The sequence below is a fragment of the Alicyclobacillus sacchari genome (assembly GCF_004366795.1).
Taxonomy (GTDB): domain Bacteria; phylum Bacillota; class Bacilli; order Alicyclobacillales; family Alicyclobacillaceae; genus Alicyclobacillus; species Alicyclobacillus sacchari.
This window is the reverse complement of the sequence record NZ_SORF01000002.1, coordinates 59,234-76,945: the sequence shown is the minus strand read 5'-3', so window position 1 is coordinate 76,945 and position 17,712 is coordinate 59,234. Positions and strand designations below refer to the sequence as shown.

At 57.0% G+C, this 17,712-nt stretch carries 16 protein-coding genes; 2 read left to right on the top strand and 14 right to left on the bottom strand.

Features of this window, described 5'->3' with window-relative positions:
• Window positions 1–2: 2 nt before the first annotated feature.
• The 13 genes from C7445_RS02510 to rimP all read right to left on the bottom strand — a co-directional run bounded on the left by C7445_RS02510 (window position 3) and on the right by rimP (window position 13,403).
• Window positions 3–1,268: a M16 family metallopeptidase gene (locus tag C7445_RS02510; RefSeq protein WP_134158487.1), complete on the bottom strand. Its 1,266-nt coding sequence runs from the start codon at window positions 1,266–1,268 to the stop codon at window positions 3–5.
• Window positions 1,269–1,321: 53 nt separating this feature from the next.
• Window positions 1,322–2,302, bottom strand: coding sequence for a polysaccharide deacetylase family protein (locus C7445_RS02505; protein WP_134158486.1), 981 nt, complete (start codon window positions 2,300–2,302; stop codon window positions 1,322–1,324).
• Window positions 2,303–2,371: 69 nt separating this feature from the next.
• Complete coding sequence (locus C7445_RS02500; RefSeq protein WP_134158485.1) at window positions 2,372–4,486, bottom strand: polyribonucleotide nucleotidyltransferase; 2,115 nt, start codon at window positions 4,484–4,486, stop codon at window positions 2,372–2,374.
• 113 nt (window positions 4,487–4,599) lie between these two features.
• On the bottom strand, window positions 4,600–4,866 hold the full coding sequence (gene rpsO / locus C7445_RS02495; protein ID WP_006447003.1) for a 30S ribosomal protein S15: 267 nt from the start codon (window positions 4,864–4,866) through the stop codon (window positions 4,600–4,602).
• Window positions 4,867–5,049: 183 nt separating this feature from the next.
• Window positions 5,050–5,991, bottom strand: coding sequence for a bifunctional riboflavin kinase/FAD synthetase (locus tag C7445_RS02490; protein ID WP_134158484.1), 942 nt, complete (start codon window positions 5,989–5,991; stop codon window positions 5,050–5,052).
• 1 nt (window position 5,992) lies between these two features.
• Window positions 5,993–6,907 carry a tRNA pseudouridine(55) synthase TruB gene (truB, locus tag C7445_RS02485; RefSeq protein ID WP_134158483.1) on the bottom strand — a complete coding sequence of 305 codons (915 nt, stop codon included), beginning with the start codon at window positions 6,905–6,907 and terminating at the stop codon, window positions 5,993–5,995.
• Window positions 6,908–6,909: 2 nt separating this feature from the next.
• A complete protein-coding gene (locus C7445_RS02480; RefSeq protein WP_134158482.1) occupies window positions 6,910–7,911 on the bottom strand; it encodes a DHH family phosphoesterase in 1,002 nt (333 codons plus the stop codon).
• Window positions 7,912–7,936: 25 nt separating this feature from the next.
• The gene (rbfA, locus tag C7445_RS02475) at window positions 7,937–8,308 is read right to left on the bottom strand and encodes a 30S ribosome-binding factor RbfA (protein ID WP_134158481.1); all 372 of its coding nucleotides are present in this window, start codon (window positions 8,306–8,308) and stop codon (window positions 7,937–7,939) included.
• 46 nt (window positions 8,309–8,354) lie between these two features.
• A complete protein-coding gene (gene infB / locus C7445_RS02470) occupies window positions 8,355–11,069 on the bottom strand; it encodes a translation initiation factor IF-2 (RefSeq protein WP_279586203.1) in 2,715 nt (904 codons plus the stop codon).
• A gap of 13 nt (window positions 11,070–11,082) precedes the next feature.
• Window positions 11,083–11,430: a L7Ae/L30e/S12e/Gadd45 family ribosomal protein gene (locus tag C7445_RS02465; protein WP_134158479.1), complete on the bottom strand. Its 348-nt coding sequence runs from the start codon at window positions 11,428–11,430 to the stop codon at window positions 11,083–11,085.
• Window positions 11,423–11,704: an RNase P modulator RnpM gene (gene rnpM, locus C7445_RS02460; protein WP_134158478.1), complete on the bottom strand. Its 282-nt coding sequence runs from the start codon at window positions 11,702–11,704 to the stop codon at window positions 11,423–11,425. Before rnpM ends, C7445_RS02465 begins: the two co-directional genes overlap by 8 nt.
• A gap of 27 nt (window positions 11,705–11,731) precedes the next feature.
• The gene (gene nusA / locus C7445_RS02455; protein WP_134158477.1) at window positions 11,732–12,856 is read right to left on the bottom strand and encodes a transcription termination factor NusA; all 1,125 of its coding nucleotides are present in this window, start codon (window positions 12,854–12,856) and stop codon (window positions 11,732–11,734) included.
• A 73-nt stretch (window positions 12,857–12,929) separates the two neighbouring features.
• Window positions 12,930–13,403, bottom strand: a complete 474-nt coding sequence (gene rimP / locus C7445_RS02450) for a ribosome maturation factor RimP (protein ID WP_134158476.1) — start codon at window positions 13,401–13,403, stop codon at window positions 12,930–12,932.
• Between the two features lie 247 nt (window positions 13,404–13,650).
• Here rimP and typA point away from each other — a divergent pair, with 247 nt between their 5' ends.
• Window positions 13,651–15,486 carry a translational GTPase TypA gene (gene typA, locus C7445_RS02445; protein WP_134158475.1) on the top strand — a complete coding sequence of 612 codons (1,836 nt, stop codon included), beginning with the start codon at window positions 13,651–13,653 and terminating at the stop codon, window positions 15,484–15,486.
• Window positions 15,487–15,552: 66 nt separating this feature from the next.
• A complete protein-coding gene (locus tag C7445_RS02440; protein ID WP_134158474.1) occupies window positions 15,553–16,731 on the top strand; it encodes an MFS transporter in 1,179 nt (392 codons plus the stop codon).
• Between the two features lie 42 nt (window positions 16,732–16,773).
• On the opposite strand, the gene C7445_RS02435 is transcribed toward C7445_RS02440, so the two are convergent.
• Complete coding sequence (locus C7445_RS02435) at window positions 16,774–17,685, bottom strand: prephenate dehydratase (RefSeq protein WP_134158473.1); 912 nt, start codon at window positions 17,683–17,685, stop codon at window positions 16,774–16,776.
• Window positions 17,686–17,712: the final 27 nt, after the last annotated feature.

Below are 17,712 nucleotides of genomic sequence, written 5' to 3'. Positions count from 1 at the left end.
CATCACGACGACGCACACACCTTCACAGATCCCTCGAGATCGATCCCAGCCAAGGGCCCGACAGCGGCGATCGCAAAGCCTGAACTCAGCACCTGCTGTGCCACCGTCTGAATGGCTTCCGGCGTCACCGCTTCGATCCCGGCAATGGTCTCCTCGATGGGCACGTCGCGGCCCAGGAGCAACTCATTTTTGGCAATCCGGCTCATGCGGCTGCCCGAGCTCTCCAACCCGAGCATCAAGGCACCTTTTACCTGCCGCTTCGCCTTCTCAAGTTCTGTGCTCGCCAGTTTCGACTGCCACATATCGTCACACACCGACTGGACGAGTTGCAAAACCTGTTCTGCCGTCTCCGGCGATGTACCCACGTACACGCCAAACATCCCGGCATCCTGATACCCCGTATGAAACGAGTACACCGAGTACGCCATGCCACGCTCTTCGCGTATCTCTTGAAACAGTCTGGAAGATTGCGTGCCACCTAACATGTTGTTAAGCAAAAGAAGCGGATACAGTTCATCCCGTCCCGCCGGATAGCCCGGGGAAGCCAAGCAAATGTGAACCTGCTCAATGTCCTTTTCACGGACCGTGACACCCTTGCGAAACGGCGGCACCAAGAGTTGGGATCGATCCGCCGTGGCCGTTGCCATGCCGCCAAACAACCGTTCCACTTCGCGCACAACCGTCGCTTCATCGACGTGCCCGGCAACCGCCACGACCATGTTTGCGGGCTGATAGTGGCGGTGTACATAACTCAGCAAATCCTCACGGGTGAACCGCTGCAGGTTTTCCTCGCGACCAAGGATGGTGTAACCAAGTGGATGGTCGCCATAGACACCGTCTGCAATCAGATCCATCACGAGCTCATCCGGGGTATCCTCGTACATGTGGATCTCTTCAATGACAACGCGCTTTTCCTTTTCGATCTCGACTGGTGCAAACGTCGATCCGAGCAGCATATCTGCCAAGGTGTCAAGGGCTGTCGCGAAGTGTTCGTCGAGAACCCGCGCGTAAAAGCAAGTGTACTCTTTCGCCGTAAACGCATTGACTTGGCCGCCGAGATCGTCAAACAAGTGCGCCAGTTCCTTGGCGCTGTACCGACTGGTACCTTTGAAAAACATGTGTTCGAGAAAGTGGCTGATGCCGTTCTCCGAAGGCGCCTCATACCGCGAGCCAGTCCGTACCCAAATGCCGAAACTGACTGAGCGAATGGACGATATTTCTTCGCCGACAATGCGTAACCCATTGTCGAGCTGTACTCGATATGTCAAAGAAAAGGCCTCCTCGTCCTACCCGAGCCTACATGCACAGTAGCCCCAATATATCAAACCGTTGGGACAGGGCTCAAGATGGAAGGTGGCATCATAGCCGGACGTTCGTCAACAACGTCTTCCACCGTCTTCGTGTGAAAACCGGCCACGGACAACATGTGTAATATCTGCGGCAAGGCTTCCACCGTGCTCGCAGTGGGATGCATCAGGATCAAGGCACCAGGGGCCATTCCCCGCTTCACGCGATCGACGATCATGTGCGCTGGCGGCCGCCGCCAGTCGACCGTGTCAGCCGTCCACAGGATCGTGTACATCCCCCGTTCGTGGGCCATATTGACCAGCCGATCGTCGTACGACCCGGCAGGGGGCGCAATCAACCGCGGCCGCTTGCCGATGATCTTCGCCATCACGTCGTTGGTTCCGTCCACCTGGCGCGCCAAGGCTGCTGTGGAGAGCTTGCGAAAGTCAGGATGACCACTGCCATGAGAACCGATGGCGTGACCGTCTGCCGCGATCTTTCTCAGTAAGTCGGGATGTGCCAAGGCCCATTTGCCGTCGATAAAAAATGTTGCTTTCACGTTTGCACGTTTGAAAGCAGAAAGCATGGCAGGCACATACTCCTCGCCCCACGATACATTGACCATGAGCGCAACCGATTTTTCTGTGTCCGGGCCACGATAAATGGGATCCGCAGGCAACATCGCCAGCCGCACGCGCGGAGGTACGATCCGCCATACGAGATGGCGCTTACCGTCCGTCGCCATGCGGGTCGCCCGCTCGCTTTCTGCCACGTCCAGCCGCCATCCGCACAAACCAGGAATGGCGTGCCAGACCCGGTCGGTACGGGCATCGACCGGCGGCACGCCCATGTCGCGATTGTCATCCTGCAGTTGTTCGCTTAAGGATTTGGTCGGCAAAGTCTGCCGCTGAACATATGTCTTGCCGTCGTCATGCCGATGCGTCGCATGGACGAGCCCTGCGGATCCACATAGCACGGCACAGGCACTCGCCGCCCAAATCAAAACTCGCTTCATACACACCCCTCCACTGTCATAAACAGGGATAGGATGCCTCAAATTGCACGGCAAGACTCGCAAAACAAATCACGTACGTTCAGACGGACTTGCTACGGCACCGCCTTGCTGAGCTTTCAGGACCTCTTTACGCGACAGATTGATACGACCCTGGTTGTCGATCTCGGTGACCTTGACGGTGATGGGATCGCCGACCTGACAGACATCTTCCACTTTCGCAACACGATTGACGTCGAGCTGCGAAATGTGGACCAGCCCCTCTTTGCCAGGAAGGATCTCAACGAACGCTCCATATTTCTCCACACGCGTCACCTTGCCGACGTACGTCGCACCGACTTCAACCTCGCGCACGATGTTCTGAATCATGTCCCGAGCCTTGTCGGCCTGACCGCCGTCCATGCTGTGAATGAACACGCGTCCATCCTGTTCAATGTCGATTTTGACCCCAGTCTCCTCGATGATCTTGTTGATCACGCGTCCACCAGGTCCAATCACGTCGCGAATCTTGTCAGGATTGATGCGAACAGTGATGACGCGTGGTGCAAACTTAGAAAGATCCGATCGCGGCGCCGAGATCGCCTGCATCATCTTGCCAAGAATGAACATGCGCCCTTCATGTGCCTGCTGCAGCGCGCGCTCGAGAATCGTGCGATCAATGCCGCTAATCTTGATGTCCATCTGAAGCGCCGTGACGCCCTTAGCCGTCCCCGCCACCTTGAAATCCATATCGCCCAAGTGGTCCTCAATGCCTTGAATGTCGGTCAAAATGGCCACTTGGTCGCCCTCTTTGACGAGCCCCATCGCAATACCCGCGACCGGTGCCTTAATGGGAACGCCGGCATCCATTAACGCCATTGTGCTGCCACAGATACTGGCCTGGGACGTGGATCCGTTGGACTCCAAAATTTCCGACACCACGCGGATGGCGTACGGAAACTCCTCTGGAGATGGAATCACCGGGTCAAGTGCCCGTTCGCCGAGTGCGCCGTGGCCAATGTCGCGGCGACTTGGTGCGCGCAACGGCTTCGCCTCGCCAACGCTGAACGGCGGGAAATTGTAGTGGTGCATGTAACGATTTGACTTCTCTACCTCGAGCCCGTCGAGCATTTGCTCGTCACCCATGGCGCCAAGGGTACAGACCGACAACGCCTGTGTCTGTCCACGCGTGAAGAGCGCCGATCCATGTGTTCGGGGCAACAGTCCGACTTCGCAACTGATAGGCCGAATTTCATCCAACTTGCGCCCATCCGGTCGAATCCCTTCCTGCAAGATGGCACGCCGAACCTCTTCTTTAAGAATATCGTGCATGATCTCGGCGATCTCGGCATCGCGCTCAGGAAAGGCTTCGGCAAAGTGCGCTTGCACCTCGTCGTTGAGATTGGATAATGCCTCTTCGCGCGCGAGCTTGTCCGGATTGCGCACCGCGACATTGACGCGCTCGGTCGCGTACTGGCGCACCGCTTCGCTTAGCTCTCGATCGACCTGATGGAGTTGCACCTCACGCTTAACGACGCCGACCTTGTCAGCAAACGCAAGGATTTCATCGCAGATCTGACCAATGACCTTGTGGCCGAACAATACAGCTTCGAGCACCGTGTCCTCGGGAACCTCATTGGCTCCTGCTTCCACCATGACAATGGCGTCTTTCGTGCCAGCGAGCACCAGATGCAACTCGCTCTTCTCCGCCTGCGCAACAGTCGGGTTGATGACGAACTCGCCGTCCACCAAACCGACGATCACACCCCCAATCGGGCCGTTAAACGGAATGTCGGAAATGGTTAAGGAAGCGGACGTGCCGATCATCGCCGCAATTTCCGGTGCGCAATCTTGATCGACGGACATCACGATGTCGACGACCTGCACATCGTTGCGGAACCCATCGGGAAACAGCGGGCGGATGGGCCGGTCAATCAAGCGCGACGCCAAAATAGCTTTTTCACTTGGCCGACCTTCGCGTTTGATAAACCCGCCAGGAATTTTGCCTACCGCATAGAGCCGTTCTTCGTAGTTGACGGTAAGCGGGAAAAAGTCGAGATCCTTGGGCTCTTTCGATGCCGTCACCGTCGCCAGAACGACCGTTTCGCCGTACTGCACATTCACGGCGGCCGTCGCCTGTTTGGCCAGCTTGCCCGTTTCCAAGATAAAGCGGCGGCCACCAACTTCAAATTCATGACGAACCACCATGGTTCATATACCTCCTATACCGCCGAGGTTGTTCAATCGGGTATGTATGAGCATCACCGCAGCGAGAACTTCATCTCCCATGCAAAAGAAGCGGGCCGAAGCCCGCCTCTCCTTTACCTGCGCAATCCAAGCGACTGAATCAGTTCGCGATACCGGTTGATATCCTTCTTACGGAGATAGTTCAACAGGTTGCGACGCCGACCAATCATCTTGTACAGCCCACGGCGCGAATGATGATCCTTCTTGTGTGTACGGAAGTGCTCCGTGAGATAATTGATGCGCTCTGTCAGAATCGCAATCTGCACTTCCGGAGATCCCGTATCCGTTTCATGCACTTTGTACTTTTCAACGATCTGCTTTTTTGCTTCTGCATCCAACATGGTGTTATCCTCCTAATCCTATCATCCCTGCAACGAAGAACAGGTCGGAGGGATCCTCCTGATCCGCGATGCAGTTCATCGTGTATGACACACAAAGCATAGCATAGCACAAAATCAACCTATCGGCCAGAGTTGATTCATGCAATACCGAGGCGGCCGTCGTCGCCACTCGCCTGCGCGTACCTACGACAGCCCAAGCAATTCGCGAGCCACGTCACAATCGCGTTCAATCTGCGCCTTCAACTCGTCCAATCCGGCAAATTTCCGTTCATCGCGAATTCGGCGCAGGAATGATACTCGACATTCTCTCCCGTATAAATCGCCGCTAAACCCTAAGAGATGAACTTCGACTCGAAAGGTCGTTCCCTCAACTGTAGGGCGAAATCCCGCATTCAAGACACCGAACCAATGCGACTCCGACGATGTCTCATCAAGCAACGCAACGGCCACCGCATACACGCCGGATGCAGGCATCACGTACTGATCAATGCCACCAAGATTTGCGGTAGGAAAGCCAATCAGTCGTCCGCGCTTATCCCCGTGCACCACGGTTCCGGTTAAGGCATATGGCCGACCGAGCAGCGCCTCCGCAGCCTCGACACGCCCCGCCGCCAAATGAGCCCGAATCTGTGAGCTGCCAACCTTGTGCGCGCCCTCTTCAACGGGTGGGACAACGGTCACGCCGATGCCCAAACGTTGAGCAAGTTCGCGCAACACCTCAATCGTGCCGCTGCCGCCACGGCCAAAGCGAAAGTCGTCGCCGACCACGACATGACGAACAGCGAGCGATGGCAGGTACGTTTCGACAAATGCATCGGGTGTCAGGGATTGAAACTCACGATTAAACTGCGCGGCATAATATGCACCTACGCCCAACTCCGCCAACAGGCGCACTTTTTCCGCGCGAGGCGTGAGTGTTCGCAGGTACTCCGGGTTTCCCGTCAATGCGTATGTCGGGTGTGGTTCGAAACTTAGCACAGCGAGCCGCTCGCCCAGACGCGCCTCCCTGCGCGCAGCGTCGAGGATAGCCTGATGCCCAATATGTACGCCATCGAACTTGCCGATGGCAAGAACCTGTGGGACTTCACTTGCAGGGGGCACCCCGTGGACCTCGTGAAACAGCATCTTATCCCCTCTTCCAAAACACCTTCTTCGGACGGATCAGCGTCGGTTCAATGGATTGCACCTCACCGACGGCCGCGATTGCACCAGCATGCACAATCATCACAACCTGCCCTGTCTCAACGCCCAGCAGGTTGTCCGCACAGCGAACGGTCTGCCCGTTGGCCAATCGCGACAGAACGCCTGCCGGTGGGTGCCAGATGGGGTACCCATTTAGATACAGCAACGGATCGCGCAAACATGTCTCAGGATGCTCGCTGGCAAGCCATGCCTCCAAAGCGACTGCATCGGCAAGGCGCGCCGATCCAATCGCCGTTCGCCGCAAGCTTGCCATGTGTGCGGGAACGCCGAGCCGTTCCCCGAGATCGCGGCACAGTGCGCGTACATAAGTGCCTTTGGAGCAGGTGACCGAAAATGAAGCCGAACAGCATTCTCCCTCGTTGCGAAAATCGGCAAGTTCAAACTGCGAAATGCGAATTTCACGCTCGGGCAACACCATCGTCTCGCCTTTGCGCGCCAATTCGTAAGCACGGACACCGTCGATGTGAACAGCCGAATAGGCTGGCACCGTCTGCATAGTCGAACCGATGAACGCTTCTGCCGCTCCGCGGACATCCGCAAATGTCAAATGCGCAGCGGAATCCTGGCGCGTCACAGTTCCCGTCGCATCGTCCGTGTCCGTTCCAATACCAAACACGACCGTCCCTGTGTACGACTTATCGACACCCGTAAAATACTCCAAGAGTCGCGTGGCAGCACCCACACAGATGATGAGCAAACCGCTGGCGCCGGGATCGAGCGTACCGGCATGCCCGACTTTGCGCGTACCGAGCTTGCGACGCACCTTGCCGACCACATCGTGCGAAGTGGGGCCAACTGGCTTGTCGACGAGCAACACGCCGCTTGCATCACCGTTCATGCTTACACTTCCTTCAAAGCCATCTGCACAGCTCTCTCAATGTGCGCCTTCGCCTCTGTGAGCGGACCGCTGAGATTACATCCAGCCGCCCGCGCATGACCGCCGCCGCCGAACTGCTGTGCAATTTTGGCGACATCGACAAGGCGCTTGGAACGCAGACTGGCCTTTACCGTGCCGTCAGGCCTTTCGCGCAACAACACACCCACCTCGACGGTCTCGACCGATCGCGCAAATCCGACCAAGCCTTCGACGTCATCCTCATTGGCGTGCGCGTCGGCCAGCATCTCCTGACTCACCATGATAAACGCGTAACGACCGTCATCCGCAATCACCATATCCCGCAAGGCGGTTTGCAGTAACCGCATCTGCTCCAACGTTCGTGCCTCCAACGCAGGTTCCGCGATATCGTAGGGCTGAACGCCGCTCGCGAGCAGTTCGGCGGCAATTTCGTGAACCTCTCGCGTTGTGTTTGGGTAACTGAAGCCGCCCGTGTCCGTGAGGATCCCCGTGTACAAACACTTGGCGAGATCGATCGCGAGCGGTATGCCAAGCGCGCGTGCGATATGATAGATCACTTCACAAGTGGCAGCCGCGTCCGAGTCGACGCACGCCACCGCACCGTAGCGTGGGTTGGTTTGATGGTGATCGATGTTCAGCACACACGCATCCGGCGCCATCGCGGACGCAACCGAGGCAAAGCGCAATTGGTCGGCACAGTCCACGGCGATCACGCGGGAAAAAGGTCCTGCCGACAGTTCAGAAAGCTGGCGAATCCGGTCAAACATCGGCAAAAAACGAAAACGCGCAGGGACAACCTCTCCCACGACAAACGTCCAACGCTTTCCCAAGGCCTGCAGAATATGCGCCATGGCCAAGGCACTTCCGAGTGCATCGCCATCTGGCCGTTCGTGCGTGACGATGAGCCAATCATCGCCGACGACTACAGCCTCGGCGACCTGGTACACGGCCGCCTTCTGTCGAGGTACAGGTTGCCACTGCTCCATGCCTCGTCCTCCCCATGTCCAATCCTTACTCGCCCGTCAAATCCCCAGCCTCATCGTCGTGATGAATCGTCTTCAAAACCCGTTCAATCCGATCGCTGTACTCCCCAGACTCATCCAGGCGGAACAGAAGCTCCGGTGCTACGCGCATATGGAGCCTGCGTGCAATCTCGCCGCGAATGAAACCAGCCGCCCTCGAGAGAGCTGCGAGCGTGCCGTCCTTCTCCTCCTGTGAACCCAGCACGCTGACAAAGACCTTTGCGTGCTGCAGGTCGCCTGACACCTCGACGTACGTGATGGTCGCAAAGCCAACACGCGGGTCCTTGACACTCGTTCGCACAATATCGGCCAATTCCTTCTTCATCTGCTCCGCGACTTTTTGTACCCGAATTCGAGACACGCGGGATACACCTCCACCGGCTGCGATCGCGCCCGAGGGTCAATGCTCAGGCACGTTTGACGGCCTCCATCGTAAATGCCTCGATGACGTCGCCGACTTTGATATCGTTGAATTTCTCCAAAGTAATACCGCATTCGAAGCCTGTTGCGACCTCGCGCGCATCGTCTTTGAATCGTTTCAACGAATCCAGTTTGCCCTCATACACGACAATTCCATCGCGCACCAGGCGCGCCTCTGCATCGCGGGTCATTTTCCCATCCGTCACATAGCAACCGGCGACCGTGCCGACCTTCGAGATGTTAAACGTCTCACGAACCTGTGCATGACCAAGCACGACTTCCTTGAACTCGGGCGCCAACATACCCTTCATGGCCGATTCCAGCTCGGACATCACGTCGTAAATCACGCGATAAAGCCGGATGTCAACCTTTTCCTGTTCAGCAATCCGCTTGGTATTCGCATCCGGGCGGACATGAAAACCGATGATGATGGCATTCGAAGCAGAAGCCAAAGCGACGTCGGATTCGGTAATGGCACCAGCTCCCTTGTGAATCACACGCACCCGCACGCCAGAAACGTCAATTTTCTCAATCGACTGCACCAAAGCTTCGACCGAACCCTGGACATCGGCCTTCACGATCACGTTCAACTCGGCCACATTGCCCTCTTGAATCTGGCGATACAAATCGTCGAGCGTTACGCGAGCCGTATTTTGCATCTGCTCTTGCTTTTCCCGGCTCGTGCGCTTTTCAACCAGATTGCGCGCACCCCGCTCGTCGTCGTAGACGACAAACTGGTCTCCGGCTGACGGAACACCGTTGAGCCCCTGAATCTCTACAGGAGTCGAGGGTCCAGCTACCTTCAAGCGTCGGCCCGTATCGTTGACCATCGCCCGTACGCGTCCATAAGTCGTACCGGCCACGACAATGTCGCCGACCTTCAGCGTGCCGTTTTGCACAAGCACTGTTGCCACCGGACCGCGACCGCGATCGAGTTTCGCTTCGATGACCGTCCCGCGCGGCCGGCCTTCCGGATTGGCCTTGAGCTCTTGCACATCCGCGACGAGCAGGACCATCTCGAGAAGCTCTTCCAGACCTTCTCGCTTCAATGCGGAGATCGGCGCAAAAATCGTGTCCCCGCCCCATTCTTCCGGTACAAGGCCGTATTGTGTCAGCTCTTGTTTCACGCGATCCGGATTTGCGTCCGGCTTATCGATCTTGTTCACCGCAACCACAATCGGCACATTGGCCGCCTTCGCGTGGTTGATAGCCTCGACCGTCTGCGGCATGACACCATCATCTGCCGCGACGACGAGAATGGTAATGTCGGTCACCTGTGCTCCGCGCGCGCGCATCGTGGTAAACGCCTCGTGTCCAGGCGTGTCGAGGAACGTGATTTGACGGTCTGCTATTTCGACCTGGTAAGCGCCAATATGCTGGGTGATGCCGCCAGACTCCGTGGCTGTCACCTTGCTTTCGCGAATGGCATCAAGCAGGGTCGTCTTGCCGTGATCGACGTGTCCCATGATGGTGACCACGGGTGGCCGCGGAACGAGCGACGCTGGATCGTCCTCTTCGACCAGCATGTCCAAGGCCTCTTCGTCAACCGGTTCGACCACGTGCAGCGTCACACCAAAATCGGAGGCGATAAGTTCCATCGTGTCCGTATCGATCTCCTGATTGATGGTCGCCATCACGCCGAGCAGAAGCAGCCTTTTGATCAGCTCTGCCGGCTCGCGTTGCAGGAGTTTCGCGAAGTCGCCGACACTCATGGCACCTTCGACCGTCACCTCGGTCGGCAACGGCTTCGCCTGCCCCTTGCCATTGGTACGGCGCTTGGAACGCTGCAGTTTGGTCTCATTAAATTCCTCGTGTCGTGCGAATCCTTGGCGGTCTTTCTTATCCTTATCTTTGCGCAAGCTGCCTGGAGCAGTCGGCTTGGCTTGAGCCGGAGCGATTGCAGCAGCTGCTGGCCGCCCACCGCCCGGTCGACCACCGCCTTGACCGCCGAAACGACCACCCTGACCGCCTGCCGACCGAGCTTGGCCCTGACCGCCTGCCGACCGAGCTTGGCCCTGGCCGCCGAAACGTCCGTTGTCACGGCCGCCGCGGTTGCCAAATCCGCCTTGACCCTGGCCTTGGCCACCGAAACGACCACCGTCGCGATTGCCATCGCGATTCCCATAATGACGTCCATCACGGCTGCCCTGACCACTCATACCCGGACGGCCGCCGGCTGCCCCATCGCCTTGGCGAGGACCGCGATTGCCAAAGTTACCACCATGCGGTCGGTTTCGATTGTCGCGATTGTCGTTGCGGAAACCAGCGCGATCGTCCCGTTGACCGCCGCGGTTCTCCGCGCGGCTCTCGCCTCGGCCGTCACCGCGATTCTCCGTGCGGCCGTCATCGCGGCCTTCGACGCGGCGGTCATCGCGCCGCCCCAGATTGCGAGCATCGTCTCGGCGCACTCCGTCACCGTCACGGCGGTTAGCCGACATACGATTGACGTCAGCGGATCGCTCTGATCGCAATTCCGTCCTTTGGGCCTCCGCCTCCGGCTGATCCTCACGCCGCTTCTGCTGCCGCTCGCGAATCTCCTTCTCGGCCTCCTGAGCCCGACGCTCTGCCGCTCGCTTTTTCACGTCGGCAAAAAAGGTCTCGACCTTACGAATCATGTCGTCGTCCATGACGCTCATATGGTTCGCCACAGGCACATCGAGGCGGCCTAGAATGGTCAATATCTCTTTGCTCGACATATTCATTTTCTTTGCGTACTCATACACTCGAATTTTCGTCAAACGCTCCACCTCCGAGGGTTTCCCCAATCCGCGACCGCAGCTTGATCGCAAAGCCATCCTCGACAATTGCGATGGCTGCAGCTTCTCTACGCCCAATCGCCTTTCCCAACTCCGCCTTGCCGCCAAATTCAACAATCGGCACGTGATAGTACGCCGTCTTGTCAAACATCTTTTTGCGCCCGTTCAAGCCGGCATCCACAGCTACAATCACCAGTTTTGCCTGTCCGCCCGAAATCGCCGCAAGAATCCGATCCTGACCGTCGACGGCCGCTCGCGCGCGCCGTGCGATGCCTAGAAGTGAAAACACAGCCGCCGCATCAGGCACCGTCCGCGACCTCCCGCATCTTATCCGCCAAGGTCTGATACACCTCGTCCGGGATGCTCGTCTTCAACACCCGTTCTAACGAACGCCTTTTTTGAGCCGTTTGTAAACAACTTGGATGCGGGCAGAGATAGGCACCGCGCCCGTTCTGTTTGCCGGTCGGATCGACGCGCACGTCACCTTCAGGCGTATGGACCACGCGTACAAGTTCACGCTTCGGTTTCATCTCCTGGCAACCGACACATTTGCGCAGAGGCACCTTCCGCACTTTGTTCATGCCATGCTCCCCCCTGCCCCGTACCGCTTAAGGTTCGTTCAGCCAATCGTCAGCAAGCGTGCCGACGGCATTGTCGTCACTTTCTGCGTCCTCATCTAAATTCGTAAACAAGTCGTCTCCCGACACTTGCGACTCGCTCTTAATGTCGATCTTCCACCCGGTCAAACGCGCGGCCAACCGTGCATTCTGTCCTTCTTTGCCGATTGCAAGCGACAGTTGGTAATCAGGGACGATGGTTCGCGCCACCTTCTCGCCCTCCAGGATTTGCACGTCGACAACTTTCGCAGGTGACAGGGCATTGGCCACAAATGTCGCCGGATCCTCGCTCCACTCGACGATATCGATTTTCTCGCCGTTCAGTTCATTGACGACCGACTGCACACGACCGCCGCGCGTACCGACGCAAGCGCCAATCGGATCGACCTCTGGGTTGCGCGAATGCACAGCTATCTTCGAGCGATACCCGGCCTCGCGCGAAACAGCCTTGATTTCGACGACACCATCATATATCTCGGGCACTTCCAGTTCGAAAAGCCGTTTCAACAGCCCCGGGTGACTTCTCGACACGACAATTTGCGGCCCTTTCGTCGTCCGCTCGACGCGAGCGATAAACACTTTGACCCGATCACCCAAGTGCAACTTATCGGTCGGCATCTGCTCCGATTGCGGCATGACGGCTTCCGTATCACCAAGGTCGATATATGCGACACGGGGCTCGATGCGGCTGACAATGCCGCTTACGACTTCTTCTTCGCGATCGACGAACTTCCCATAGATGACTGAACGTTCCGCCTCGCGAATTCGTTGCGTTACCACTTGCTTGGCCGTCTGTGCCGCGATCCGCCCAAAATCGCGCGGAGTCACCTCGATCTCGACGACATCGCCCAATTGGTAGCTCGGATTGATATCTCTCGCAGCATCGAGCGAAATCTCCGTCCGTGTATCCTCCGGCTCCTCGACCACCGTCTTGCGTGCGAACACGCGAACCTCGCCCGTATCTCGGTGAATGTCGACCCGGACGTTGCCCGCAGAATTAAAATTGCGTTTATAACCAGAAATAAGTGCCGCTTCGATGGCTTCTAAGAGAACATCTTTATCAATACCCTTCTCGCGGGCGAGCTGCTCCAGCGCGTCCAGAAAATCCACGTTCATAGAAGGGAACCTCCCCCTTGCATTAATCTCTCACCCACACCGGCCAGGGCTTCCCTTATCCCGGCGATCGCGTTCATAATTCGACGGCCAGACGCGCCAATGCCACCTTGGCGAACGGGATGGTGACCTTTTGACTTCTTGTTTTCACCCGCACGTCGAGGACCAATTGCTCACCGTCGTATGAAAGGAGCGTACCTTCGAACGACTTGGATCCGTCGATGGGCTCGTAGAGCGAAATATAAACATGTTCACCGATTGCCCGCTCAAAGTCCGCCGGTTTTTTTAAGGGGCGCTCGGCGCCAGGCGACGATACCTCGAGAAAGTACGATTCCGGAATCGGATCGACGATGTCCAACTGCTCCGACAGTTGTTCACTGACCCGACTGCAGTCGTCGATATCGACGCCGCCGGGCTTGTCAATAAACACCCGCAGATACCAGTTGGCACCTTCCTTTTTAAATTCCACGTCGACCAATTCAACTTGCTCTTTCTCCACAATCGGCAGCACCAAACGCTCGACTATGTCTGTCACACGCTCTTTCGCCACGTGCCATCCTCCCCAAGCTCGGGCTCGGTCATCTTGCCATCGCCACGCGTACGCCAAAAAGTGCCTAGCATAAATCAAAGAGTGGGAAATAGCCCCACTCTTGTCCGTACACGGTATACGAAGCCTAACGCATGCATTATACCACCTATGGAAGCTCCCTGCAAACGCCGCCAACGGTCAACTGCGTTGTAATCGCGGGGTCTTCGTGCTATCGTGTTTAGCGCAAAGTCAGTGCAAGGAGGACACCATGCAAACCGATGTTACTCGGATGCGGAACGTAGCGATTGTCGCACACGTCGACCACGGCAAGACAAGCCTAGTCGACCAACTGCTCAAACAGTCAGGACTCTTCCGCGATAATGAGCAGATTCACGAGCGGGCGCTCGACTCCAACGACCTCGAACGCGAACGCGGCATTACGATTCTCGCCAAAACCACATCCATACCTTATAAAGATTACCGCATCAACCTCGTCGATACGCCTGGCCACGCAGACTTTAGCGGAGAAGTCGAGCGTATTGTAAAAATGGTTGACGGCGTGTTGCTTGTCGTCGATGCGTTTGAAGGCGTGATGCCACAAACGCGATTCGTATTGGAAAAGGCTCTTTCTGCCGGGCTTGTGCCAGTAGTCGTGGTCAACAAGATGGATCGCCCGAACGCCCGCCCGGCCGAGGTCATCGATGAAGTTCTAGATCTGTTCATCGATCTCGGCGCCAACGAAGATCAGCTTGAGTTTCCCGTCGTCTATACGTCCGCCATCCTGGGTACGGCAACGGACGATCCCGGTGTACCAGGAACCACGATGGAACCTTTATTCCAAGCCATCATCGAACACATTCCTGCCCCTGCGGTCGACGTCGCAGGACCCTTGCAATGGCAGGTGACCATGCTCGACTATAACGAGTATCTGGGCCGAATTGGCATTGGCCGGATCGCGCGCGGCGTCCTGCGGCAAGGCGAAACCGTGGCTCTCATCCAGCGCGATGGCACCATGGTCCAAAAGCGCATCCAAAAGTTGTTTGCCCATCAAGGCTTGCGCCGGATCGAAGTGAACGAAGCCTTTGCGGGCGACATCGTAGCGGTTGCCGGCATTCCCGAGATTATGGTTGGAGAGACTGTCGCCGATCCTGCGAATCCTGATCCGTTGCCGCTCTTGCGGATCGACGAACCGACCTTGGAGATGACGTTTCGCGTAAATGACAGCCCATTTGCAGGCCGTGAAGGTACACACGTCACCTCGCGCAAGCTGCGCGAGCGACTGTTCCAAGAACTTGAGTCCGACGTCAGCCTGCGCGTCCAGGAAACGGATGACGCCGACGTGTTTCTCGTAGCGAGCCGCGGCGAACTGCACCTGTCGATTCTGATTGAAACCATGCGCCGCGAAGGCTATGAACTGGCTGTCTCGAAACCGCATGTCATCGTCAAAGAAATCGACGGCCAGAAGATGGAGCCTATCGAAGAATTTGTCGCAGATGTACCATCGGATGCCGTTGGGTCGGTTATTGAGTCGCTTGGCCTTCGCAAAGGCGAAATGGTCAGCCTGGAACCGACAGGTCAAGGTGATATGACACGCCTGGTTTTTCACGTCCCGACGCGTGGACTGATTGGTTTTCGCACCGAATTTCTCACCATGACCAAGGGTTATGGAACCATGCACCACCGTTTCCACGAATACGGCCCTTGGCGCGGTTCGATCACGACGCGCAGGCAAGGTGTGCTGGTCTCCATGGACACAGGAGAAGCGACCGCATACGCGCTGGGTAACCTGGAAGACCGCGGCGTCATGTTTATCACGCCTGGAACGCCCGTGTACGAAGGCATGATTGTCGGCGAACACACGCGCGAAAACGATCTGACCGTCAACGTGACCAAAGCAAAGCACCAAACTAACATCCGTTCGGCGACCAAAGACGAGACGGTCCGTCTGAAAGCCGCCCGTACCATGTCTTTGGAAGAGTCCATCACCTACATCGAGGACGACGAGTTGTGCGAGGTCACGCCGCAGGCAATCCGATTGCGTAAGCAAATCTTGAACAAGAGTGAGCGTGAAAAGGCGCAGCGCCGCACACGCCAAGAAGCATGATCAAATGCATGAAAACGGCGGGAGAGTTCTCCCGCCGCCGACTTTTCGATGGGAGCGTCGACGTCCTTGAAGCCCATCATTCGCCTGTCAATTTGCAACATGCTGTTCTATCTTTGCTCACAATTTTCGAACCTGTTTATTAACATTTACATTTACCAGGGCTTTTCTTCACTGCGCGCAACGGCGTTATACAACGTAGTCATGTATGTATTTTGGATAGGGGCATTTGTCGTCGGGGGGCGTATCAGTAAATCATCCACCAAGCGCAACATCATGCTTGGGGCGCTCTGGGGCATCGGCGCGATCGCGCTGCTTATGGCAATACCGCACGGCATCTTGCTGCTCGATCTTGTCGTCGCGGCGATGATGGGAATTGCCTCCGGTTTCTATTATATGGGCTACAATTTGCTCTTGTTTCAATTCTCCAATGCTGGTCAGCGCGGTCAGACGATGGCCCGCTTCAACTTGGCGACCAGTTGTATCGCAGCAGCCATGCCGACGCTTTCCGCGACGGTCATTCACGCCTTTGGGTATACGGCGATGTTCACCGTGGTCATGGCGATGTTTGCGGCCATCTTCGGTCTGGCATGGCCGTTCCCGCGCCTATCCTTTACGCGCTCGACTGAGGTCCATGCCGCAAGAGTCCCATCCCGCCGGCGACTGTTGGGTTTCGGTCTTGGAACATTTGCCATTGCCGTACTCACGTGCAGCCTGTACACGTATTTCGTCAACTTCGCGGCTGGCGTACTCACCTACTCCTACGGCAGCGGGATCTTGGGAGCCGGTTGGTTGAATACCTTGTACGCACTGCTTTCTTTGATCGTCAATTTGGTTATCGGCTATGGAATTCGCGCCAAATCGGATGCGGTTCGCCAAAATTTCGCTTGGCTGGGCGGCGTTGCGGCAACGGTTGGCAGCGCGTTGCTATTCGTGCATGGATCGCACCTGCTGATCGCCTTTAACGTCGTCGTGAGCCTAGCCAATCCTCTCTTTTTCAGCCAGGTAAACGCGCAACAATTCGATGCAGTGGGTCAACTGTTCGACAATGTCGCAACCGGCTTCATTGTCCGCGAATCGCTCTATTCTGCGGCCCGCATCGGATTATTTTTATACGTCTCCATCTTCGGACTGGCGGCGGGCAGTCCGGCGTACTTCGTGTGCATTTCCGTCCTGTGTTTGGCTCCCCTCGCCACGGTCGCGTGGAATCTGCGGGCGGTGCGCATGCCAAGTATTTTACTGCGTTGAAAAACAGGGCGCCCACAGTGGACGCCCTGTTTTTCAACGCGATTATCCTGGATTTCGAAACACCGGATAAACACCCAAGGAAATGACCTCTGTCCCATGCGTCGCCAGATCCTGCACGACGCTCTGTAAAGATGACCAACCCTCATCTTGTAATCCCGCTACCGAGACATCCAAATAATACACGTAGTGACCAAGCTTGTCGCCTACTGGCCGCGATTCGAGGCGGGTGAGATTCAAGTTAGCACCCGCAAACGACTGCAGGGCACTCACCAGCCCCCCAGGTCGGTGCGGCACCCCGCGCAGGCACAGGGACGCAGTCTCATCTGTGAAAACGAGATCGGCAGGTTGTGACAACCGCGCTTCCCGCGGGCCAATCACGGCAAATCGAGTGACATTTCCCTGGTGATCCTCAAGGGGCACAGGATCATATGCGAGACCATACACTTCGGCCGCACGACGGCTACCGATGGCTATCATTGACTTGGACGTCTGTGCGGCAACTTGTCTCACCGCTTCCGCTGTGCTCGATACGGTTGTCGGCAAGGCGTTTGGGTACCGCTCCTTCAGCGTGTGCGCACACTGAGCCAATGCCTGTGGATGCGAGAGAACGGTTGTAACCTGGTGCGGATCGGCCCCTTGTCGAAAGACGGCAAATTGATGGATTGGCTGCGTAACCGCGGCCAGGATCCCCCAAACGGAAGGCGACGGCGATGGCTCTGCGCTGCACGCGCGCATCACCTCATCCCACACCTGCCACACCGATCCTTGAATGCTGTTTTCAATCGGCACACACGCAAATGCTTCCCCAGGCGGCGATGCAAAGCAAGCAGCTAGCACATCCGTAAATGTGGGCAGCGGAAGTAGCTCCACAGGTTGGGGCAGCAACTGTTTCGCCGCAAGTGCGGATGCTTCATGGCTATGCGTCCCCTCAGGGCCGAGGTAATAAAGTCGCATCTTGAACCTCCCGTCCGCCTGCAGGAG